The organism is Duganella sp. CF402 (assembly GCF_900109645.1).
In the GTDB taxonomy this organism is placed as follows: domain Bacteria; phylum Pseudomonadota; class Gammaproteobacteria; order Burkholderiales; family Burkholderiaceae_D; genus Rugamonas.
In genome coordinates, this window is sequence record NZ_FOBG01000003.1 from 238,985 (window position 1) to 261,851 (window position 22,867).

Genomic DNA, 22,867 nt, shown 5'->3' on the forward strand with positions numbered 1-22,867 from the left:
TTAGCCACCCATCAAGCCGAAAACCGGCGCCTTACGGCCGTTTTGCCCGGTTTTACCCTCTTTAACAGCCCGCGTTGCCCTTGTGCGACTGGCGGCGCGCGGCCACGCCCAGCAAGCCCAGGCCGGCGACCAGCATGGCGTAGGTCGCCGGTTCCGGCACCACCGAGCCGTTGGCCTGGAATTCCGACACCGAGAACTGGAAATCGCCCGCGCCCGGCGCGCCGCTGATGCGGAAGGCCGTGGTGACCACCGGGCTGCCCAGGGTGGCGTAACCATTGTCCTGGCCCCAGCTGCGGTTGGGCGAGATGACGGCAGCCGTCTGCCAGGTATTGGCGCTGTCGAGATACTCGATCAGGTAGTTGTTGTCGTTGTCGCCCTGCAGCGCCAGGCTGCTGACCGAAGATTTATGGTTGAGCGTCACCGTGATGGTGTCGACGCCATAGTCGCCGCTCCAGAACACCGTGCCGGTATTCCACTGCGTGTTGATCGGCAGGAACACGCCGTCAGTCACCGTGGACGCGGCGGCCAAATCGGCGCCGCCCCAGCCGGCGCTGTCGCCGAAGCCGGCGGTTGCCGACAAGGTCACCGCGCCATTCAGCGCCACATTGGTATCGGCCAGCGCGCCACCTGCCAGCCCCAGCAAAGCCACTACGAGTGCGAGTTTCTTCATGACCATCCCCTTTTTTAATATAAAAATTATAATGTTCACCTAGTTTAACTCAGCATCAGGCGCGGATGCGCACGATAGAAGAGTTTCATCGCCGCCGGCGGCAAAGGGGCAAACATGCTATGGTTGACCCTTTTTGCCCGCAGTTTTGCGTCAATTCCCATGCAGCACGAACAGATTTCCGACCTCCCTCTCATCACCGCACCGCGCGGCGCCGGACTGGCCAGCCTGGCGCTGGCCATCGGCGGCCTGGCCATCGGCACTGGCGAATTCGCCTCGATGAGCATCCTGCCGGTGGTGGCCAACGACCTCCACGCCACCCTGCCCGACATGGGCTACATGATCAGCGCCTACGCGCTGGGCGTGGTGTTCGGCGCGCCGCTGATCACCATCTTCCTGGCGCGCATGCCGCGCCGCGCCATGCTCATCCTGCTGATGTCGCTGTACGCGGCCGGCAACCTGCTGAGCGCCGCCGCGCCCGGCTACGGCGGCCTGCTGGCTGCGCGCTTCATCGCCGGCATTCCGCACGGCGCCTACTTCGGCGTGGCGGCGCTGGTGGCGGCTGCGATGGCGGCGCCGGACAAGCGCGCGCAGGCCGTTTCGCGCGTGCTGCTGGGCCTGACCATCGCCAACGTGTTCGGCGTGCCGCTGGCGACCTGGCTCAGCCAAGGCTTCGGCTGGCGCTCGACCTTCCTGGTGGTTGGCCTGCTGGGCCTGACCACGGCCGCGATGGTGAGCCGCTACGTGCCTTTCATTGCCGCCGGCAATGCCAGCCCGCGCCGCGAACTGGGCGTGTTCCGCCGCGTGCAAGTGTGGGTGACGCTGCTGATGGTATCGGTGGGTTTTGGCGGCCTGTTTGCGGTCTACACCTACGTCACGCCAACGCTGCTGGAAGTGACCAGGGTATCGCCGGCCGCGCTGCCGGTGCTGCTGGCCATGATGGGGGTCGGCATGACGGTGGGGAACCTGGTGGGCGGCTGGTTTGCCGACCGCTCGCGCCTGTGGACCATCTTCGGCGCGCTGGTGTGGAATGCGGCGGCGCTGTCGGCCTTCTATTACTCGAGCGCGCATTTGTGGAGCGTGGCGCTGAACCTGTTCGCCATCGGCTGCGGCATCGCCGTCTGCCCGGCGGTGCAGACGCGCCTGATGGACGTGGCGGGCGATGCGCAAACCGTGGCGGCGGCCTTGAATCACTCCGCCTTCAACTGCGCCAACGCCGCCGGCGCCTGGTGCGGCGGCCTGGCCATCGCCCACGGCATGAGCCTGCAATCGACCGGCCCGGTGGGCGCCCTGCTGGCCCTGGGCGGCATTGTGGTGCTGGGCGTGTCGGTGCTGCTGGAGCGGCGCAACGGCGCCGCCCTGCAGCCAGCTGCCGCCTGACGGCTTACCACATGATGACGCGCTGCTCGGGCGGCAGGTACATCGGATCGCCCGGCTTGATGCCGAACGCTTCATAGAAGCCCGGCTGGTTCATCACCGTGCCCTTGGCGCGGAACTCGCCCGGCGAATGCGGATCGCTCTTGATCTGCGCAATCGCCGCTTCCGGGCGCAGCTTGGCGCGCCACTTCTGCGCAAAGCCGATGTACAGGCGCTGTTCGCCGGTCAGTCCGTCAATCACCGGCGACGGCTTACCGCCCAGCGAGCGCTGGTAGGCGTTGTAGGTGATCGACAGGCCGGAGTTGTCGCCGATGTTTTCACCCAAGGTCAGCTCGCCGTTGATGAAGTAGCCGGGCACCGGGCTGTAGGCGCCGTACTGTTTGACCAGGCCGGCAGCACGCGCCTTGAAGGCCGCGCGGTCCTCGGCGGTCCACCAGTTGCGCAGGCGGCCGTGGGCATCGTACTGGCTGCCGGAATCGTCGAAGGCGTGGCTGATCTCGTGGCCGAAGGTGATGCCCAGCAGGCCGTAGTTGACCGCGTCCTCCGCCTTCACGTTGAAGAACGGCGGCTGCAGGATGGCGGCCGGAATGGTGATCGCGTTCAGCAGCGGGCTGTAGCTGGCGTTGACGGTTTGCGGCGTCATCGACCATTCATCGCGGTCGACCGGCTGGCCCAGTTTTTCCAGGTTGTTCTGGCGACTCCAGACGCGCGCCGCGCGCACGTTGGCGATCAGGTCGGTCGGGCTGGTTTTCATGCTGCTGTAGTCGCGCCATTTGTCCGGGTAGGCGATCTTCGGTTTCAACGCGGCCAGCTTGGCCTGCGCTTCCTTCTTGGTCTCCGCACTCATCCAGTCCAGCTTGTCGATGCCGTCCTTGAAGGAGGCGACGAAGTTGTTAAACATGGCCATCACGCGCGGCTTGGTTTCCGGCGGCAGCCAGGTTTGCACGTAGCGCTTGCCGACCGCGTCGCTCAGCGCGCCGTCGGTGAAGCGCAGCGCCAGCTGCCACTGTGGTTCGCTTTGCGGCACGCCGCGCAGCACCGTGCCTTCGAAGGCGAAGCGCTCCTTGACGGCGGCGCTGTCCAGATACGAAGCATAGCTCTCGATGATGCGCCAGTTGCAGTAGCTCTTCCACGCATCCAGCGGCACGCTGGCGATGATGTCGGACAAGCCGGTGAGGAAGCTCGGCTGGCGCACCACGGCCGACGACGCCTTCGGCGCCAGGCCGGCGGCGGTGAAGTAAGCCTGCCAGTCGAAGCCCGGCGCCAGCGCGGCGAACTGGTCGAAGGCGACGCGGTTGTAGGACTTGACCGGATCGCGCATCTGCACGCGGGTCCATTGAACACTGGCCAGACGGGTTTCGATGTCGATGATCTGGGCGGCGTGGGCGGCCGCGTCCTGGTCGCCGCTCATGGCCAGCATGGTGGCGATGTGCTGCTGGTATTTCGCGCGCACGCCGCTCAGCTTGGCGTCATCATCCTTCAGGTAGTAGTCGCGGTCCGGCAGGCCGAGACCGGACTGGTTGACGCTGACGGTGTACATCTCGGGGTTCTGCGCATCCGGCGACACGCCGGCCGAGAATGGCGTCTGGATGCCGTTGCCTTGCAGGTAGGCGAACAGGGCCGCCAGCTGCGCTTTGTCCTTGACGGCCGCCACGCGCGCCAGCTCGGCGTGCAGCGGCTTGAAACCGGCGGCGTTGCGCGCCTTCTCGTTCAGGAAGCTGGTGTACAGGTCAGCGATCTTATGCGTCTCGCTGCCGGCCTTGCCCGGCTGCTTGACCGTGGATTCGATCACGGAGCGCAGCTGGCCCTGGGCGATTTCGCGCAATTCAATGTAGGTGCCCCAGGTCGACTTGTCGGCCGGGATTTCCGTATTGCGGACCCAGATGCCGTTGACGTAGGCGTAGAAATCGTCCTGCGGCCGCACGGCCGTATCCAGGGTTTTCAGGTCAATGCCGGAGACTTGTTGCGCGTGCAGCGACGGGGTGGACAGGACCAGCATGGCGCAGCAGGCGGCGCTGATAAGCGAACGTTTCACGGGCACTCCTTGTTAGAACATTAAGATTTTCGTTATTAATCAGCATGTTACATGACGAAAGCTGCACATCGCAAATTTGGATTGTATAAAATATCCAAAACTTGGGTATGATGTTTTGACCTCCTCAACAACTACTCGGAAGAACACCATGAGCGACAATATTTTCACCGGCACCATCCCGGCCCTGATGACGCCTTGCAAAGCCGACCGCACGCCCGACTTCGACGCGCTGGTCAAAAAAGGCCGTGAACTGATCGACGCCGGCATGAGCGCCGTGGTGTATTGCGGCTCGATGGGCGACTGGCCGCTGCTGACCGAAGCGCAGCGCCAGGAAGGCGTGGCCCGTCTGGTGGCGGCCGGCGTGCCGACCATCGTCGGCACCGGCGCGGTCAACTCGCAGGAAGCCGTGTCGCACGCGGCCCACGCCGCCAAGGTCGGCGCGCACGGCCTGATGGTGATTCCGCGCGTGCTGTCGCGCGGCTCCTCGCCGGCGGCGCAGAAAGCCCACTTCTCGGCCGTGCTGGAAGCGGCCCCAAAACTGCCGGCTGTGATCTACAACAGCCCCTACTATGGTTTCGCCACCCGCGCCGACCTGTTCTTCGAACTGCGCGCCAAATACCCTAACCTGATCGGCTTCAAGGAATTCGGCGGCGCCGCCGACCTGCGTTACGCAGCCGAGCACATCACCAGCCAGGACAACGACGTCACCTTGATGGTGGGCGTGGACACCCAGGTGTTCCACGGCTTCGTCAACTGCGGCGCGACCGGCGCCATCACCGGCATCGGCAATGCGCTGCCGCGCGAAGTGCTGCAACTGGTGTCGCTGTCGCGCAAGGCTGCCGCCGGCGACGCCGTGGCGCGCCGCCAGGCCCGCGAACTGGAAGCCGCGCTGCTGGTGCTGTCCTCGTTCGACGAAGGCACCGACCTGGTGCTGTTCTACAAATACCTGATGGTGCTGAACGGCGACATGGAATACACCCTGCACTTCAACGCGACTGACGAACTGAGCGCCAGCCAGCGCCGCTACGCGGAAACGCAATACGCGCTGTTCCGCACCTGGTACGCCAACTGGTCGAAAGAAGTGGCTGCGTGAAAGGCTTTGCCGTCACCACGGTAGCGGAGCAGGCAGCAGACGCCCTGCGGCGCAAGATCATGTCGGGCGAGCTGCCGGAAGGCGTCTCGCTGCGGCAGGACGCGCTCGCGGCCGAATTCGGCATCAGCCGGATTCCGGTGCGCGAGGCGCTGGTGCAGCTGGAAGGCGAGGGACTGGTGAAAATCGTCCCGCACAAAGGCGCGGTGGTGTCAGGGCTGTCGATCGATGAAATCAGCGAGCTGTTTATGTTGCGGAGCTTGCTGGAGCCGGTGCTGTTGAAGAAATCGGCGCCCAAGCTGACGGCGGAGGACTACGCGCAGCTGGACGCCATCCTGGCCGAATACAAGGTGGAGCTACACGCGCAGCACACCACCCGCTGGGGCGAGCTCAACACGCGATTGCACGACGTGCTGCTGTCGCGCGCGGAGCAGCCGCGCACGGCGGCGATTGTGGCCACGCTGCTGCAGCAGACCGATCGCTACACGCGCATGCAGCTATCGCTCAGCGCCGACAGCATCCGCCAGGCGCAGCAGGAGCATGAAGAACTGGTGCAGCTCTGCCGCACCGGCGACGTGCGCGGCGCTGCATCCCTGCTGAAGCGCCACATCGAGCACGCCAGCAAGGATCTGGAACAATTCATTTTGTCGCAACGCGCCGGTAGCCACGCTCCCTGAAGCGAGTGGACGCAAACCAGTTGCGAACAACGGCTTCAGGATCGAAGCTGGCCGCTGGCTGGTTGGTGTTGGGGCGATCGCCTTCGAAGAACGGGCCGCTGAGCTGGTAGCCGTAGAAACGGTTACCGCTCCAGCGGATGTCCTCATGGCGCAGCGCCGGATCCATCTTGCGCCACAGCGTGCCGGCGTTAGCGCCGTGGTAGAAGATGTTGTCGCGGATATCGCCGGCGTTGCGGCTCCCCATGCCAGTGTTTTCCGCCGCCGGCGACAGCAGTCCCGGCTGCGTGTTCAACACCAGATTGCCGCGCACCAGCGCGCTCTGCGAACCGGCAAACACGATCACGCGGCGGCCATCGTTGATGCTGAGGTTGTTCTCCACCAGCGTGCCAGATGATTGCGCCGGATGGCCCAGCCCATCGTCGCCACAGCCGCAGAACAGCATGAAGCCGCCTTCGTTGTCGTGGCTGTAGTTGGCGACGATATGCGTATCGCGCGTGCCCAGATCGGCATCGAACGCCATGCCGTCGCCGGGCTCCCACGGCGGCTGGTAGCGCACGTGGTGAATCTCGTTGTACTGGAAGCGCGCGCCGTCGGTGTTGATGGCCCAGGCGCCGGCGCTGTTGCCCGCCACCCGCATCCAGATATCGTGCAGCAGGTTGGCTTCCACCAGCGGCTGCGCAGCGGTACGTACCACAATGCCGTCGCCGCCGATATCGTGAATATGATTGTTGCGGAATACGATGTTGGTGGACGGCGTGTAATCGTCCGCCGCCGCTGCGGTCAGTGGCACGCTCTTGTCCTTGTACGGCAGATAGTCGCCGCACGGCGCGCCGCCAACGCGGCACATCCACGCCGAGCGCGTCGACAGGCCGATGGCGTCCACGTGGAAGATCTCGCTGTTCTCCACCAGCACATCATCAAAGCGCGTCTTGCGCTGATTGGCGCCGTGGCGCGTGATGTTGAACAGGATGCCGCCCGTCTCCTTGTAGACATGCTCGCTGCCCGGCGCATCCTTCAGGTAGCCGCGCACATGGTGCACATAGACATCGCGCACATGGTAGTGGCTGCCGACGCCGAAGTCCTCCAGCTGCACCAGCAAGCCAACGCGCGCGCCTTCGCCTGGGCCATCGTTGGTCAGCTCCAGCCCTTCGATCTCCCAGTGCTGGAGGTTGTACAGATGAACCGCCGCGCGCGCGACCTTGCTGGCATCGCTGCCGCCGGCCGCAATCACCGCCCGTCCTGTCGCCGGGTCGCCGTAGCTACCCACCACAATCGGCTTGCCCGGCTCGCCGGAACTGCCCGCCTGCGGCACAAAGCTGCCGAGACAGGTGACGCCGCGCTTGAACAAGATCCGCGTGCCGGCCGCGAAGTGCCTGGCATTCAACTCCGCCAGACTGCCGACCACTGGGGCCGCGCTGGCGCCGGAGCAGTCGACCTGCACCGTCGCCGCCGACGCCTCGGCCATCGCCAGGGCAGAAATCAAGAAAAGCCAGCCAAGTTTACTCATGGACGCGCCCCATTCAGCAATAGAATAAGTTAACGATACCACACTTGTCGATTTCAGACGCGCCCATTCGTCGTAAGAAGGTAGTATTCAACTTTTCAACGTGGAGGCGTCATGAAAAAAGAGATCATCTTCAACCTGCCGGTCAAGGATTTGGAAAAATCCAAAGCCTTCTTCGCCGCGCTCGGCTTCAGCTTCAGCCAGAAATTCAGCAATGACCAGGCGGCTTTCATGCACATTGTGGGAGACGACATCCGCGCCATGCTGATGACCGAAGCGTTCTTCCAGTCCCTCATCAACAAGCCGGTAGCGCAGGCCAAAGAAGCCAACGAAGTCATCATCTGCCTGAGCTGCGAGAGCCGCGCAGAAGTCGACAGCCTGATCGCCAAAGCCACCGCCGCCGGCGCCCGCATCCCCCACCCGCCCGAAGACCACGGCTTCATGTACGACCAAGGCTTCGAGGACCTCGACGGCCACCTGTGGAATCTGGTGTGGGCAAAGTCGGGGATTTAGGTATTGATGCAACTCATAGCGCAGCTCTTGCAATCGCCGAGGAAAAGCACATACTGATCGAATGAACTCCCTCGACACCCTCGGTTATTGCAAGCGGCTTGAAGCGGTCGGCGTACCGCGTGAGCAGGCGGAAGTACACGCGCAAATATTGACTGAAGTGATAACCAAAGTCGCCACAAAGGATGGCTTGAAGGAACTGGAAGTCGCCACTAAAGACGGCATGAAGAAACTTGAGGTCGGCTTGAAGGAGCTTGAGGTCGCCACCAAGCGTGACTTGAATGAACTAGAAGTACGGCTAAAAGAGTGGGTAGCGCTTTATGTCAAAGAGCAAATTGCGGAGCTCAAGGCTGACATACTGAAATGGTTCATCGCAGTCTCGATAGCGCAGGCCAGCTTTGTTATCGCTGTTCTGCGCTACCTGCCTCACTGACTATCAGGCGAACTGCTTGAAGTCCGGCTTGCGCTTCTGGAAGAAGGCCATGAAGGCTTCGCGCGCTTCGGGGGCGGACAGCATTTTGCCGAAGTGGACGTTCTCGGCGGCGATGGCTTCGCTCACCGGGCCTTTGCGGGCGGCTTTCATCAGTTGCTTGGTGGCGCGGATCGAGCTCGCTGGCAGCGCCACCAGCTTGGCGGCCTGGCCTTCGGCGAAGGCGCGCAGTTCATCCACCGGCAGCACTTTCGATACCAGGCCCATCTCCAGCGCTTCCTGCGCGCCAAAGGCTTCGCCCAGCATCAGCTTCTCGGCGGCGCGCGGGTAGCCGGCGATCTGCGTCAGCAGCAGGCTGGAACCGAACTCAGGGCACAGGCCCAGCTGCACGAACGGCATCGAGAACTTGGCGTTGTCGGCGGCGTACACCAGGTCGCAGTGCATCAGCAGCGTGGTGCCGATGCCGACCGCGTTGCCCGACACTGCCGCTACCACCGGTTTGGTCGAACCGCTCAGGGCCATCATGTATTTGTACACCGAACGGTCTTCGATCGCACCGCTCGATGGCGCGTTTTTCATGAAGTCTTCGAGGTCGTTGCCGGCCGTGAAAATCTCCGGCTTGCCGACGATCAGGATGGCGCGCACGTCGGCGTTGCCTTCGGCGTCGTTGAGGGCGTCTGCCATCAGCTGGTACATCTCGGCGGTGATCGCGTTCTTGCGTTCCGGACGGTTGAATTCCAGGGTCAGGATGCCGTCGTTAATGCTGCTCAGAATATCCATATGTGTCTCCAAAAATGACAAGGGCGCTGGGTTGAACCTCAGCGCCCTTTTCTATCGCGATATCGTGATTACACGCGCTCGATGATGCCTGCTGCGCCCATACCTGCGCCGACGCACATGGTGACCATGCCGTACTTCAGGTTGTTACGGCGCAGTGCGTGCACCACGGTCGCTGCGCGGATCGCGCCGGTGGCGCCCAGCGGGTGGCCCAGTGCAATCGCGCCGCCCATCGGGTTCACTTTGGCTGGATCCAGGCCCAGGTCGCGCACCACGGCCAGCGCCTGTGCTGCAAACGCTTCGTTCAGCTCGATCCAGTCCAGTTGGTCCTGGGTGATGCCGGCGGCTTTGCACGCATCCGGAATTGCGAACTTAGGACCGATGCCCATGATTTCCGGCGGCACGCCTTTGACGGCGAACGACGAGAACTTGGCCAGCGGAGTCAGGTTGTGTTCTTTCAGGATGCGCTCCGAAACCACCAGCAGCGCGCCGGCGCCGTCCGACATCTGCGAGCTGTTACCGGCGGTGACCGAACCTTTGGCGGCGAACACTGGCTTCAGCTTGCCCAGGGTTTCCATCGTGGTTTCCGGACGCGCGCCTTCGTCGGTATCAACAGTGCGGGTTTTCACTTTGATCTCGCCGGTGGCCAGGTCTGGGGTGCGGGTGATGATTTCAACCGGGGTGGTTTCGTCTTTGAAGAAACCAGCTTGCTGCGCAGCGATGGCGCGGCGGTGCGATTCAACGGCGAACGCATCCTGGTCTTCGCGCGACACTTTCCATTGCTCGGCCACTTTCTCAGCGGTCAGGCCCATGCCGTATGCCATGCCGACGTTGTCGTCGGTGAACATGTTCATGTTCATCGATGGCTTGATGCCCATCATCGGCACCATCGACATCGACTCAACGCCGCCTGCCAGCATGACGTCGGCTTCGCCCACGCGGATGCGGTCGGCAGCCATTGCCAGCGCGGTGATGCCCGATGCGCAGTAGCGGTTGATGGTCACGCCGCCGACGGTGCGTGGCAGGCCTGCCAGCAGCACCGATTGACGGGCGATGTTGAAGCCCTGTTCCGCTTCCGGGAACGAGCAGCCGATGATGGCGTCGGTGATCAGCGCTGGATCCAGGCCAGGCGCTTGCGCCAGTGCCGATTGAATCACGCGCACCAGCAGGTCGTCCGGGCGGGTTTTGTTGAACATGCCGCGCGGCGCTTTGCCGATCGGGCTACGGGTCGCGGCGACGATGTACGCTTCTTGAATTTGTTTGCTCATTTTGTTCTTCCAAAAATTTTTGATCGAAGACTAGGCGCTAGCTTTAGCTGCGCTTCTCGGATAAATACCAATCCACTTGAACCTGTGCGGCCAGCGTGCCGGCGGCGTCGAAGATATCGACCTCCACCGGGAACGCCACCTTGCCTTGCTGTTTCAGCTCTGCCTTCAGCGCCGCCACGTCGCCAGGGACGCGGCCTTCGGCGCGCGTCGCGCCGTGAGCCACTTTCTGGTACTGGATGCGCGATTCCTTGGCGACCGGGCGCAGGCCCAGGATCAGGTCCGCAAAGCCGCCTGCCATTGCCGCGCCGGAAGCCGTTTCGGCCAGCGTGAACAAGGCGCCGGCATGCGGCGTGCCCAAGTGATTGTGCAGCTTCGGGTCATCCGGCATCGACACTTTGGAAGTGCCGTTGCCGATGTCGTCGATCCTGATCCCCAGCGTACGCACCAGCGGCAGGGTGTCCATCATTTGCTGCTTGATACGTTCGTACACGATGCTCGGCCTCACGAAAAGTAAAACTTTAAACGCTAGCTTCAGGATCGACACGCTTCTAATCCCAATGATGATTAGTTGCGGACTGGCTTACCGGTCTGCAGCATGCCCATGATGCGTTCCTGGGTCTTCGGATGGTTCAGCAGCTCCAGGAAGGCTTTACGCTCCATGTCCAGCAGCCACTGCTCGCTCACGAACGAACCCTGGTCGATATCACCACCGCTCACGATCTCGGCGATCATGTCGCCCAGCTTGAAGTCGTGGGCCGAGATGAAGCCGCCGTCGCGCATGTTGACCAGTTGGGCCTTGATGGTGGCCCAGCCGTAGCGGCCGGTCACCTGCACCGGCGCCTTCAGCGGCGCGCGGTAGCCACGGTCGAACATGGCGCGTGCTTCGGACTTGGCCACGTGCAGCAGTTCGTACGGGTTGAACACGATCACGTCGTCTTCTTTCAGGTAGCCCATCGCTTGCGCTTCCAGGGCCGATTTCGACACGTTCGCGGTAGCCGCGTTGGTGAAGCCGGTTTTCAGGAATTGCAGGATGTCGTTACCCTTCGATTCTTTGTAGGCGCGCTGTGCCGCTTCCTTCAGGCCGCCGCCGGCAGGAATCAGGCCCACGCCCACTTCCACCAGACCGATGTACGACTCGATCGACGCTACACGCTTCGATGCGTGCAGGGCCATTTCGCAGCCGCCGCCCAGCGCCAGGCCAGCAACCGCAGCCACCACAGGCACGTTCGAATACTTCAGCGCCATGAAGGTGTCTTGCAGTTCGCGGATGATCGGGTCGACTGCTTTGGCGCCGCCGGCCATGAAGGCTGGCAGTGCCGATTGCAGGTCGGCGCCGGCCGAGAAGGCGCCGCCTTCGGCTGCGTCCGCGCTCCAGATCACCAGGCCCTTGAAGTTTTTCTCTGCTTCGGCCAGTGCTTTACGGAAGCCGGCGATCACGCCTGGGCTGATCACGTGCATCTTGGTTTTCAGCGAGATCACCAGCACCTCGTCGCCCGAGTGCCAGATGCGTACGTCGTCATCTTCATGCACGGTGGTGCCGGCTTTGCGGCCATCCACTTCGCCCGAGCCCAGTACCGGCGCGCGGAATTCCTGGCGCTGGTACACGGCCAGATCGGAACGTGGCACGAACGATTTGGATACTGCCGACCACGAACCCTCAGGGGTGTGGACGCCGCCTTTTTCAGCGACCGGACCTTCGAACACCCAGGCTGGCAGCGGTGCGTTGCACAGTGCGTGGCCGGCGTCGATGTCTTCCTTCACCCACTGGGCCACCTGGGTCCAGCCGGATGCTTGCCAGGTCTCGAACGGACCGACGTTCCAGCCGAAGCCCCAACGCATGGCGAAGTCGATATCACGGGCGTTGTCGGCCACGGTGTCCAGGTGCACGGCGATGTAGTGGAAAGCGTCGCGGAAGATCGCCCACAGGAATTGCGCTTGTGGGTTGGTCGATTCGCGCATGGCCTTCATCTTCTTGACCGGATCCTTTTCTTTCAGGATGCGTGCCACGATGTCGGCTGCCTTGGCGCCGCCAGGTACGTATTCACCGGTAGCGAAGTCCAGGCGTTGAATTTCTTTGCCTACTTTTTTGTAGAAGCCGGCGCCGGTCTTCTGGCCCAGTGCGCCCTTCTCTACCAGCTTGGCCAGTACCGCAGGGGTTTTGTAGACGGCTGCGAACGGATCGTTCGGCAGGTAGTCCTGCATGGTCTTGATCACGTGGCCCATCGTGTCCAGGCCGACCACGTCGGCGGTACGGAAGGTGCCCGATTTTGCGCGGCCCAGCTTGGCGCCGGTCAGGTCGTCGACCACGTCCACCGACAGGCCGAATTTCTCGGCTTCGTGCACGATGGCCAGGATGCCGAACACGCCAACGCGGTTGGCGATGAAGTTAGGCGTATCTTTGGCGCGTACCACGCCTTTGCCCAGCACCGAGGTCAGGAAGCCTTCCAGCTGGTCGCTGATTTCCGGCTTGGTGAATTCGGTCGGGATGATTTCAACCAGGTGCATGTAGCGCGGTGGGTTGAAGAAGTGCACGCCGCAGTAGCGCGATTTCAGGTCCGCGTCGAAGCCTTCCGACAGCTTGGTGATCGACAGGCCCGAGGTGTTCGAGGCGAAGATCGCGTTAGCCGAAATGTGTGGCGCGACCTTTTTGTACAGGTCGTGTTTCCAGTCCATGCGCTCGGCGATGGCTTCGATGATCAGGTCGCACTCGGCCAGCTTGGCCAGGTCGTCTTCGTAGTTCGCTACTTCGATCAGCGCTGCGTGTTCCTTGTTGCCCAGTGGTGCAGGCGACAGTTTTTTCAGGTTCTCGATGGCCTTCAGCACGATGCCGTTCTTAGGCGTGCCCTCTTTCCCTGGCAGATCGAACAGAACGACTGGCACTTTGGCGTTGACGCAGTGGGCAGCGATTTGCGCGCCCATCACGCCGGCGCCCAGCACGGCTACTTTTTTAACGATGAAATTGGTCATGTCGTTTCCTCTGGTTGCTTAGAACAGGTCGGCGTCGAGTGCCATCAGGTTGGCGGAGCCCGAGCGTGCCTGACGGATCAGGGTGGCGGTTTCTGGTTGCAGGCGGGCGAAGTAGAAGCGCGCGGTAGCCAGTTTCGATTTGTAGAAGGTGTCGCCGCTGTCTTCTTTTTCCAGCGCGATCTGCGCCATGCGGGCGAAGAAGTACGAGTACACCAGGTGGCCCACGACGCGCAGGTAAGGCACGGCGGCGGCGCCCACTTCGTCGGCGTTCTGGAAGGCTTTCATGCCGATTTCCATCGTCAGCTTGGTGACTTTGTCGCCCAGCTCGCCCAGCGGGGTGATGAACTCGGACATTTTTTCGTCCAGGCCGTTCTCTTCCACGTAGGATTTGATCTTCTCGCCGAACTTACGCAGCTTGGCGCCGTTGTCGCCCAGGATCTTACGACCCAGCAGGTCCAGCGACTGCACGGTGTTGGTGCCTTCGTAGATCAGGTTGATGCGGGCGTCGCGCACGTACTGCTCCATGCCCCACTCGCTGATGTAGCCGTGGCCGCCGTACACTTGCATCGCTTCCGAGGTAGCGATCCAGGCGTTGTCGGTGATGAAGGCCTTGATGATCGGGGTCAGCAGCGCGACTTCGTCGGCGGCTTCTTTACGGACGTCTTCGTCCGGGTGGTTCAGTTCGCGGTCGATCTGCAGCGCGACGTACGAGGTGAAAGCGCGCGCGCCTTCGGCGTAGGCTTTGCCGGTCAACAGCATGCGGCGCACGTCCGGGTGCACGATGATCGGGTCAGCTGGCTTGTCCGGTGCTTTAGGACCGGTCAGCGAGCGCATCTGGATACGGTCTTTGGCGTAGATCAGCGCGTTCTGGTAAGCCACTTCGGTCAGGCCCAGCGACTGCATGCCGACGCCCAGGCGGGCGGCGTTCATGAACACGAACATGGCGTTCAGGCCTTTGTTCGGCTGGCCGATGATCCAGCCCTTGGCGCCGTCCAGGTTCATCTGGCAGGTCGAGTTGCCGTGGATGCCCATTTTTTCTTCGATGGCGCCGCAGAAGATCGGATTGCGCTCGCCGATGCCGCCGTCGGCGGTAGGCAGGTACTTAGGCACCAGGAACAGCGAGATGCCTTTCGAGCCTTCCGGTGCGTCAGGAACACGCGCCAGCACCAGGTGCAGGATGTTTTCCGCCATATCGTGTTCACCGGCCGAGATGAAGATCTTGTTGCCGGTGATCAGCCACGAGCCGTCTGCCTGTGGCACGGCTTTCGAGCGCAGCATGCCCAGGTCGGTGCCGCAGTGCGGTTCGGTCAGGCACATGGTGCCGGTCCACTCGCCCGATACCAGTTTCGGCAGGTAGACTTTTTTCTGTTCGTCGGTGCCGTGTTCTTTCAGGCACTCGTAGGCGCCGTGCGACAGGCCTGGGTACATGGTCCACGCCTGGTTGGCCGAGTTCAGCATCTCGTAGAACGAGTTGTTCATCACCACCGGCAGGCCCTGGCCGCCGTATTCCGGATCGCACGCCAGCGCAGCCCAGCCGCCTTCGACGTATTGTTTGTAGGCTTCCTTGAAGCCTTTAGGAGTAGTCACGGTGCTGGTGGCGGCGTCGTGCTTGCAGCCTTCGCGGTCGCCCGAGTGGTTCAGCGGGAACAGCACTTCCGAGGTGAACTTGCCGCCCTCTTCCAGCACCTGGTTGATGATGTCGGCATCGATTTCCGCGTGTTTCGGCAGCGCCTTCAGTTCGTCTTCCACTTTCAGCAGCTCGTGCAGAACGAATTGCATATCCCGGATTGGCGCGACGTATTGACCCATGATTTTCTCCTGATGACTACTTTTGAATGTTTGAATTAATTAACTAGCTTGTGCGACCACCGCTGCCGGCGATTGCGGATTGCGATACGTTTCGACCAGGCGCTCGAAGCCCTTGCCTGCCCGCTCCAGGCTGCCCGGGATGCGCAGGAAGCGCGCATCGTGGTGCAGTGCCAGGATCAGGCCGTACATCTCGTACACCAGCTGCTGCGGGTCGGTGTCGGCTTTGAGGTCGCCGCACTCGATGCACTGCTTCGCGCAACGCAGCAGTGCGCCCTGCCACGCGCCGACCATCGCCATCAGCTCTTCGCGGATCGGACCCGGACGGTCGTCATATTCCACGGCGCCGCTGATGTAGATACAGCCCGAAGCCACTTCCACGCTGACCCGCTTGACCCAGCGCGCAAACATGGCTTGCAGGCGCTGAATGCCGCGCGGCTCTTTGACGCTGGGGAAAAACACTTCCTGCTCGAAACGGTGGTGATACAGCTTCAGCACTTCCAACTGCAAATCTTCACGCGATCCGAAGTGCGCAAACACGCCGGATTTGCTCATGTTCATCTTATCTGCGAGCAATCCGATGGTCAGGCCTTCAAGACCGTCACGGCTGGCCAGATCCAGCGCCACATCCAGGATTGCCGCGCGGGTTAGCTCGCCCTTGCGCATAAATTTAGTTGAGGTATTAATAAGATTGCATCCCAAAGTAAAAGGTCATTGGAGAGAAAGGAATATTCTGCTCCGATTAAATTTACTCTGTGTGAAAAGAATTGCGAACGCTCGTACTATTATCCACTTGGGGGGGAATGTCAAACAGTACTGTTAGAGGTGGCGTTCTATTGCTGCACGGCAGCAATACAGGAGGGAGATTTCGCTTACAACTTGTCCAGTTCGCGGCGGTCGCGTTTGGTCGGACGGCCCTTGATGGTGGTGCCGGGCTCGCGGTACAGGCGGCGGTTTTCCGCAACCGCAGCGCGGCGGGCCACGCTGACCTCGGTCTCTTCGTAGAGGTTGCGCGCCACCGGGGCCGGACCGCGCACGTCGGACAAGCCCATCACATCGACTTCCCACTGGTCGGAGCCGTTGTCCACTTCCAGCACGTCGCCGAGCTTGACGTTGCGCGCCGGCTTGGCGCGGTCGCCGTTGACGGTGACACGGCCGCGATCCACCGCCTCCGTGGCCAGCGAGCGGGTCTTGAAGAAGCGCGCCGCCCACAGCCATTTATCCAGTCGTACACCTTCGCTCACGCGTATTTCTCCACTGCGAACACCCGCATCAGTAATTTGTAAAACACGAACGCAATCTCGTAGCCGATACGCTTCACGTGGCCGACGTGCTCGAAGTCGTCGTAGGTGATGACCTTGCCGTCGGCAATCCCGGCTTCGATGTGCTGGCGCAGGCTGTGCGCGAACCTGGCATCCTTGATCACCACATTGGCTTCCTGGTTGAGGAACAGGCTCAGGCCGTCCACATTGCTGGAGCCGACCGTGGCCCAGTCGTCATCGATCACCGCCACCTTGGCGTGCAATTGCGTCTTGTGATATTCCACCACTTTGACGCCGGCCGCAAGCAGCTTGGGGTAGAACGAGTGCGCCACCGCATCCTGCAGCCAGATCTCGCCGACGCCGATCAAGAGCACCACCTCGACGCCGCGTTCGGCGGCGGCGGCCAGCGCGCGGCGGAACTTGCGGCCCGGCGCGAAGTAGGGATTGGCCAGCAACACGTTCTTGCGCGCGCGGCCCAGCGCCTGCAGGTAAGCGCGCTGTATCGTCCTGCGGTTGCGCAGGTTGTCGCGCACCACGAAACCGGCTTGCACGGCGTGCTGGGCGGCGATCTTCTGCACCTTGCGCATGTCGCGGTACAGGCCGATACGCTTGATGATGCTGAGCTTGCCGAGGCGGCGCCATTGGGTCACCGCCTCCAGCTGGATATCGGCCACCAGCGGGCCGTGCACCTGTACCGCGAAATCCCAGCGCGGCGCCGGCAGCGGCTTGCTGTGGTCGTAGTCGCAGAACATGTCGTCGTTGATGTTGATGCCGCCGACAAACGCCACCTGGCGGTCGACCACGCAGATCTTGCGGTGGGTGCGCGTGACGCCGCGCATGAACCACGGATTGAACATGCGGTGTTCGACGCCGCCGGCAGTCAGTTGATCGTGCATGCTATTGACCTGGCGGCGGCCGGTGCCCCACCAGTCGGTAATCATGCGCACCTGCACGCCGCGTTTGGCTGCGGCGATCAGCGCGGCCAGCACTTTCTGGCCGGTGTCGTCGCCGGCGAAAATATAGGTCTCGAAATAGACTTCGTATTGCGCACCATCGATGGCCCCGATCAGCGCCGGAAAGTATTCGGTGCCGGTGTGGAGCAGCTTGACGTCGTTGTCGGCTAAAAAATTTACTGAGCGCATAGTGGGACTCACGCCAGCGTCAAAGAGGCGACGATGGGCGCGTGATCTGAGAGCTTGGCCCACAGACTACCATGCATGACCTCGGCCGTCTCGACGCGGAAGCCGCGCACATAAATGCGGTCGAGGCGGAAGAACGGCAGGCCGGCCGGGAAAGTGCGCGCCGGCGCGACCGGGCTCTTGCGGCGCAGCTTGCGCAGGACCTCGTCCAGCGCCGAATTGCCGCCGATTTCATCGAAGACCTCCTCCACGCCAAGCGCATTGCGCAGTTCCTCGCCGAGGGTATTGCGCCAGTCGTTGAAGTCGCCGGCGATCACCACCGGCTCGCCGTTCGGCGCCGATTCGCGCACCGCCGCGATCAGCGCCTGCGTCTGCCGGCGGCGGCTGCCTTCGAACAGGCCCAGATGCACCACATAGCAATGCACCGGCCCGCCTGGCGTCTGCAGCACGCAGTGCAGAATGCCGCGCTGCTCGTAGGCGTGGTCGGACACATCGTGGTTGGCCTGGTTGGCGATGGGGAAGGCGCTGAGCAGCGCGTTGCCGTGGTGGCCGTGATCGTAGATCGCGTTCATGCCGTAGGCCGCGTGCAGGTGGCGCGACTCGCCGGCGAAAAACTCATGCTGCGCCGCAGCGGGCCAATGCTTGTGGCCCAGGTGTTCGGCGCCGTAGCGGGCGGCCTTGAGATCGTGCTTGCCCTGCACTTCTTGCAAAAAAACCACATCAGCATCGAACATGCCGATGGCCTGTTTCAGCGCCAGCACGCGCGGCTCGGCGCGGATGGCGGAAACGCCCTTGTGGATGTTGTAGGTGGCAACACGGAGTCTCATGCCGCCTATTTTACTCCCGAGACCGCCCATTCCGGTGTGCGGTCTCGCACTAAGCAACGCGGCTTAACCCAGCATCTCACTGTGGCCGCTGCTGTGGCTGACGCCGACGATTTCCGCCAATGTCGCACTGCTCATTTGCGACAGCGTGCTGAACACCTTGCTCTCATAGGCCAGGATGCTGGTGTTCTGGTCCACCGCATCCAGCATGGCGCGCGCCGTCGCGGCAGCGAGGTCGCCGGCGTAGGCGTTCACCTCGGGCGCCTGGTCGATCAGCATGGTGAAATTGCCGGCCACCGTGATGCGGTTGGCAATCAGCAGCGCATCGGTCTTGCCCTGGGTGGTGGTGTTGGCTTCGGCACCGGCCAGGATGCTGAGCGCCGCCATGCCGCGCACCACGCCACCCCCGTCCAGTTCGCCGGACCAGTAGTCCAGCCCTTCCTGGTCCGGCGTGCGGCCCAGCAGGTGGGCGTAGATCGCCGTCACGAAGTCATCGTTGCTGCCGTGGTACAGCGCCGCCGACTCGGCGCTGACGCCAAAGCTGTCGACCAGCGCCTTGACCGCGGCATTGTTCTGGTAGGCCAGCACGATGCCGTCGGCGGTGGTCGGCGCACCGGCGGCGATGAACTGCGCCACCATATTGGTCAGTCCGTTGGCGTCGGCCGGGCGGCCGAAGTAGGCCACGTAGAACTTCTGCACCAGCTCCACGTACCTGGCCTGGCTCGCGTCTTCGGCCAGGCTGGCGGCGTTGAGCGCCATCGTGCCGTCGGCAAAGCTCAGGCGCTCGATGTTGGCCAGGGCGTCCTTCTGGCTGGCATCGCTGCGCAACACGACGCTGTAGCCGCTGCCGGCGGCGGCCAGCGTGTAGGCGCTGTAGTTGCCGCTGTAGACTGCGGTATCAATGCCACTGCCGCCATCGAGGCTATTGCTGCCGCCGTTGCCCTGCAAATGGTTGGCCACGCTGTTGCCGATCAGCGTGTCGTTGCCGCTGCCGCCGATGGCATTTTCAATCAGCGCACCGAAAGCGATGCCCAGGTTATTAGTGCCGTCATAAGTGCCGGTCGGCGGCGGCGTCGAGCCCCAGTCGATATCAGTGCGCACATCGGACGGGATGGTGATGGACGAATAGTGACCCGGCGTCAGGTCGATCACGCAGCCGTTGCTGAAGTTGGACACCGAGATGGTGTCGTTGCCGCCCGCATCCCAGATGGTGCGCAGGAACGGCGTGGCCGGATCGAAGGTATAAGTGTTGTTGCCGGTGTTGTAGCTGGTGTTGGCGCCGTACAGATACTGGATGGCGGCGATGTCGTACACCATCGGCGTGTCGGGCACGATGTAGTAAGACTCCCAGGCATAGCCGCGCGCGGTTTCGGTGATGTCGACATACCGGCTGTGCGGCGCATCCTCGTAGGCCATGATGGAGTACTGGCGGTTGGAATGCACCGGGTCAAGGTCGCCGTCCTCGAATGGGTGCTTGAGGCCCAGCGCATGACCGAGCTCGTGGATCAGCGACATGTAATTGTAGGAGCCGCTAGCCCAGTCGGTATCGGTGATGTCGCTGCTGATCCAGACATCGCCGCCGGACGGGTAGAAGGCGTCCGGGAACGAGGCCCAGCCCCACGCCGCGCCGCCGTCGCTGACGGTGGTGGAGGCCGAGGTGAAGGCCAGCCGGATATCGCCCACCGAGGTGGCGGTGTCCGCCACCAGCTGCGGCGTGATATTGGCGACACTGGCCCAGGCTTGCAGCGCCTTGGTCGCAGCGGCCTGCTGGACCGCGTCCAGGCCGTAGTGCTCGGTCGCATTGGCTTCATCGAGGTCGGAGTAGACGCCGCCGGGACCGGTGTATACGGCGCTGCTGCCGTTGGTCCACGGGAAGCTATAGGTGATGGTGGCGCCGCTGCCGGCCCCGCCGCCCCACTTGGGGCCGGCGATCAGGGCGTCGATGCTGATTTGACCACTGTTGCTGACATCGCTGGCTTGGCCGGTGGTGCTGGGGCTGGGCATGGCATTCTCCTCAATTCATGATTCTGTTCACGTCGTCAGGCCGTCATGCAGGATGGACTGCACGCCGACCAGTTGCGCCGGCAAGCGGCCTATCGTATCGAGCACATTGCTTTCATAGTTGAACACCACCGTATCCTGGTCGACGTTATCCAGCAGCACGCGCGCCGCGCCGGCGGCCGCCTCGCCCGCATACTTGGCCACCAGTGCCGGCTGGTTCAGCGCGGCCGTGAAGTTCTCGGCCACCGTGATGCGGTTAGCGACCAGCAAGCCATCCTTCAAGCCTTGCGTGGTGGTGTTGCTTTCCGCACCGGCCATGATGCTCAGCGCGGCCAGGCCGCGCGCCAGGCCGCCGCCGTCGAGCGCGCCGGCCCAGTAGTGCAGCCCTTCCTGGTCCGGTGCGCGGCCCAGCAGGTGCGCATAAATCGCCGTTACGAAGTCTTCATTACCGCCATGATACAACGCGGCCGACTCGGCGCTCGCACCAAAACTGTCGACCAGCTGCTTGATGCCGGCATTGGTCTGGTAAGCCAGCACGATGCCGTCGGCGGTGGTGGGCGCGCCGGCGGCCTTGAGCTGGGCCACCATATTGGCCAGCCCGTTCGGATCGGCCGGGCGGCCGAAATAGCCGACGTAGAACTTCTGCGCCAGCGCCGTGTATTGCGCCGTCAGCGCATCCTCGGCCAAGCCGTTGAGATTCAGCGCCACGGTCACGTCCTTGAACACCATGCGCTCCATATTCGACACCGCGTCGGCCTGGTCATCACTAAGGTCGCGGGCGATCAGCGTGAAGAAGTCGCCGTGCGAGGTGTACAGGTAGTCGCTGTACTTGCCGGTGTAGATGGCGCTGTCGATGCCGTCGCCGCCGTTCAGCACATTGACGCCGCCATTGCCCTGCAGATGGTTGTTGCCGCCGTTGCCCCACAGGACGTCATCGCCCTTGCCGCCGATGGCGTTTTCAATCACCACGTCAAAGGCGATGGCGAGATTGTTGGTGCCGTCATAGGTCGCGGTGGGCGGCGCCTTTTGCCAAATGTAGCCGTCGGTGCTATCGGACGGAATGACGATCGAGGAATAGTGCCCATCCCGCAAATCGATGTCGCAGCCCTCGGTGAAGTTGGCCACCGAGATGGTATCGTTGCCGCCGGCGTCCCAGATGGTGCGGAAGAACGGCGTGGCAGGATCGAAGGTGTAGGTATCGTCGCCGGTGTGGTAGCTCATATTGGCGCCGTACAGGTATTGCATCACCGCGATGTCGTACACCATCGGCGTGTCCGGCTGGATCTTGCGCGAAGCCCAGCTGGCGGAGTTGCCTTGCACGGTAACGTCGACGTACAGGGCATTGGGAGGGTCATCGTAGGCCATCACCGTGTACAGGCCGTTGTCGTAAGCCGCATCCAGTTTGACTTTGCCCTCGAACGGATGCTGCAAGCCCAGCGCATGGCCCAGCTCGTGGATCAGCGACATATAGTTGTACGAGCCCGGCGCCCAGTCGGTGTCGGTCGCGGCCGAGGAGGAATTGCTGATCCAGATATCGCCGCCGTCCGGGTAGCTGCCGCTTGGGTAGTAAGCCCAGCCCCAGGAATTCTCGCCGGTGCTGGTGGTGTCGGTGGCCGAGGTCCAGGCGACGCGGATATCGCCCACCGAGCTGGCGCCGTCCGCCACTTCCACCGTCTTGATGTTGGCCACGTTGGCCCACGCCTGGAACGCGCCGCGCACCGCATCCTGCTGCGTCGGGTTCAACGCAAAATGCGCGCTCGCGTTCTGTTCATTGAGCTTCGAATAGGTCCCGTTGGGACCGCCGAACACGGCATCACTGCCGTCCGCCCACGGGAAGCTGTAGGTGAGCGTCACGCCGGCACCAACCTTGCCGCCCCATTTCATGCCCGCCAACAGGGCGTCGTAGACTTGGCTGCCGGTCAGGCCGAAGGAATAAATCGGGCTGGAGGTGGTGGGTGTGGGCATGCGTACTTTCTGGCAAAAGATGATGTGATCGGGAAATCACAACCTTACCAGAAAAATAACTATCGATCCATCAAATACCTGTAACTTGTGCCGGCAATTGCAGGATGGCTTCGGCGTTCGAGGGCGAGAAGCATTGGTCGGCCGCCTCCAGCCAGGGCAGCCAGATATGGTTGATGTGTTCGCGCGGGCTCAGGGTGATGGCGATGTCGCGCGGGACTTCGACGCTGAAGACGTGCTCGGTATTTTCGGTCACGCCCGGCGCGTAGCGGTGGCGCCAGACCGGATAGATGGCGTAGACATTCGATAGATGCCAATCACGCAGCACGATACGCTCGCCATCGGCGACGATGCCGGTTTCTTCGAACAGCTCGCGCGCGGCGGTGGCCAGCAACGGTTCGTCCAGCGCATCCAGCGAGCCGGTCACCGATTGCCAGAAGCCCGGCTTGTCGGCTCGCTCGATCAGCAGCACTTGCAGGTCGGCGGTGTGGATCACCACCAGCACCGATACAGGAATCTTGTAAGGCTTCATAGACAGGCAAAAGAAAAGGCGCCGCAGCGCCCTTTCTTA

At 62.7% G+C, this 22,867-nt stretch carries 20 protein-coding genes; 5 read left to right on the top strand and 15 right to left on the bottom strand.

Annotated elements, in window-relative coordinates; all coding sequences use genetic code 11:
* Positions 1–61: 61 nt before the first annotated feature.
* Entirely contained in the window at positions 62–670 is a 609-nt protein-coding gene (locus tag BMZ70_RS28960) for a PEP-CTERM sorting domain-containing protein (RefSeq protein WP_165403586.1), read from the bottom strand.
* A 159-nt stretch (positions 671–829) separates the two neighbouring features.
* Between BMZ70_RS28960 and BMZ70_RS23145 the strand changes: the two genes are divergently transcribed.
* A complete protein-coding gene (locus BMZ70_RS23145; RefSeq protein ID WP_092279933.1) occupies positions 830–2,047 on the top strand; it encodes an MFS transporter in 1,218 nt (405 codons plus the stop codon).
* Between the two features lie 4 nt (positions 2,048–2,051).
* Here the strand turns inward: BMZ70_RS23145 and BMZ70_RS23150 are convergent, their stop codons facing one another.
* On the bottom strand, positions 2,052–4,079 hold the full coding sequence (locus tag BMZ70_RS23150; RefSeq protein WP_092279935.1) for a M13 family metallopeptidase: 2,028 nt from the start codon (positions 4,077–4,079) through the stop codon (positions 2,052–2,054).
* A gap of 148 nt (positions 4,080–4,227) precedes the next feature.
* Here BMZ70_RS23150 and BMZ70_RS23155 point away from each other — a divergent pair, with 148 nt between their 5' ends.
* Positions 4,228–5,172, top strand: a complete 945-nt coding sequence (locus tag BMZ70_RS23155) for a dihydrodipicolinate synthase family protein (RefSeq protein ID WP_092279937.1) — start codon at positions 4,228–4,230, stop codon at positions 5,170–5,172.
* On the top strand, positions 5,169–5,846 hold the full coding sequence (locus BMZ70_RS23160) for a GntR family transcriptional regulator (RefSeq protein WP_092279939.1): 678 nt from the start codon (positions 5,169–5,171) through the stop codon (positions 5,844–5,846). The genes BMZ70_RS23155 and BMZ70_RS23160 overlap by 4 nt, the downstream gene beginning before the upstream one ends.
* Here BMZ70_RS23160 and BMZ70_RS23165 read toward each other — a convergent pair.
* The gene (locus tag BMZ70_RS23165; protein ID WP_165403585.1) at positions 5,809–7,329 is read right to left on the bottom strand and encodes a right-handed parallel beta-helix repeat-containing protein; all 1,521 of its coding nucleotides are present in this window, start codon (positions 7,327–7,329) and stop codon (positions 5,809–5,811) included. The genes BMZ70_RS23160 and BMZ70_RS23165 overlap by 38 nt on opposite strands.
* 135 nt (positions 7,330–7,464) lie before the next feature.
* Here BMZ70_RS23165 and BMZ70_RS23170 point away from each other — a divergent pair, with 135 nt between their 5' ends.
* Positions 7,465–7,863: a VOC family protein gene (locus tag BMZ70_RS23170; protein ID WP_092279943.1), complete on the top strand. Its 399-nt coding sequence runs from the start codon at positions 7,465–7,467 to the stop codon at positions 7,861–7,863.
* Positions 7,864–7,924: 61 nt separating this feature from the next.
* Positions 7,925–8,293, top strand: a complete 369-nt coding sequence (locus BMZ70_RS23175; RefSeq protein ID WP_092279945.1) for a hypothetical protein — start codon at positions 7,925–7,927, stop codon at positions 8,291–8,293.
* 3 nt (positions 8,294–8,296) lie between these two features.
* Here BMZ70_RS23175 and BMZ70_RS23180 read toward each other — a convergent pair whose 3' ends face one another.
* From BMZ70_RS23180 to nudB, 12 genes are all read right to left on the bottom strand, one after another.
* Entirely contained in the window at positions 8,297–9,070 is a 774-nt protein-coding gene (locus tag BMZ70_RS23180) for an enoyl-CoA hydratase (RefSeq protein WP_092279947.1), read from the bottom strand.
* Positions 9,071–9,138: 68 nt separating this feature from the next.
* A complete protein-coding gene (locus tag BMZ70_RS23185) occupies positions 9,139–10,335 on the bottom strand; it encodes an acetyl-CoA C-acyltransferase (protein ID WP_092279949.1) in 1,197 nt (398 codons plus the stop codon).
* 43 nt (positions 10,336–10,378) lie between these two features.
* Positions 10,379–10,825 (bottom strand): PaaI family thioesterase, encoded by a 447-nt coding sequence (locus BMZ70_RS23190; protein WP_229205566.1) that lies wholly within the window; start codon positions 10,823–10,825, stop codon positions 10,379–10,381.
* Positions 10,826–10,899: 74 nt separating this feature from the next.
* Positions 10,900–13,302, bottom strand: a complete 2,403-nt coding sequence (locus BMZ70_RS23195; RefSeq protein WP_092279951.1) for a 3-hydroxyacyl-CoA dehydrogenase/enoyl-CoA hydratase family protein — start codon at positions 13,300–13,302, stop codon at positions 10,900–10,902.
* Positions 13,303–13,320: 18 nt separating this feature from the next.
* Positions 13,321–15,111, bottom strand: coding sequence for an acyl-CoA dehydrogenase C-terminal domain-containing protein (locus BMZ70_RS23200; RefSeq protein WP_092279953.1), 1,791 nt, complete (start codon positions 15,109–15,111; stop codon positions 13,321–13,323).
* A 39-nt stretch (positions 15,112–15,150) separates the two neighbouring features.
* Complete coding sequence (locus tag BMZ70_RS23205; RefSeq protein WP_092279955.1) at positions 15,151–15,774, bottom strand: TetR/AcrR family transcriptional regulator; 624 nt, start codon at positions 15,772–15,774, stop codon at positions 15,151–15,153.
* 206 nt (positions 15,775–15,980) lie between these two features.
* Positions 15,981–16,352, bottom strand: coding sequence for an RNA-binding S4 domain-containing protein (locus tag BMZ70_RS23210; protein WP_092279957.1), 372 nt, complete (start codon positions 16,350–16,352; stop codon positions 15,981–15,983).
* Positions 16,349–17,512 carry a cardiolipin synthase ClsB gene (gene clsB, locus BMZ70_RS23215; protein WP_092279959.1) on the bottom strand — a complete coding sequence of 388 codons (1,164 nt, stop codon included), beginning with the start codon at positions 17,510–17,512 and terminating at the stop codon, positions 16,349–16,351. Before clsB ends, BMZ70_RS23210 begins: the two co-directional genes overlap by 4 nt.
* A gap of 8 nt (positions 17,513–17,520) precedes the next feature.
* Complete coding sequence (locus BMZ70_RS23220) at positions 17,521–18,336, bottom strand: endonuclease/exonuclease/phosphatase family protein (RefSeq protein ID WP_092279961.1); 816 nt, start codon at positions 18,334–18,336, stop codon at positions 17,521–17,523.
* Between the two features lie 63 nt (positions 18,337–18,399).
* Entirely contained in the window at positions 18,400–20,337 is a 1,938-nt protein-coding gene (locus BMZ70_RS23225) for a DUF4214 domain-containing protein (protein WP_092279963.1), read from the bottom strand.
* 27 nt (positions 20,338–20,364) lie between these two features.
* Positions 20,365–22,299, bottom strand: coding sequence for a DUF4214 domain-containing protein (locus tag BMZ70_RS23230; RefSeq protein ID WP_092279965.1), 1,935 nt, complete (start codon positions 22,297–22,299; stop codon positions 20,365–20,367).
* A gap of 70 nt (positions 22,300–22,369) precedes the next feature.
* On the bottom strand, positions 22,370–22,828 hold the full coding sequence (nudB, locus tag BMZ70_RS23235; protein ID WP_092279967.1) for a dihydroneopterin triphosphate diphosphatase: 459 nt from the start codon (positions 22,826–22,828) through the stop codon (positions 22,370–22,372).
* Positions 22,829–22,867 lie beyond the last annotated feature (39 nt).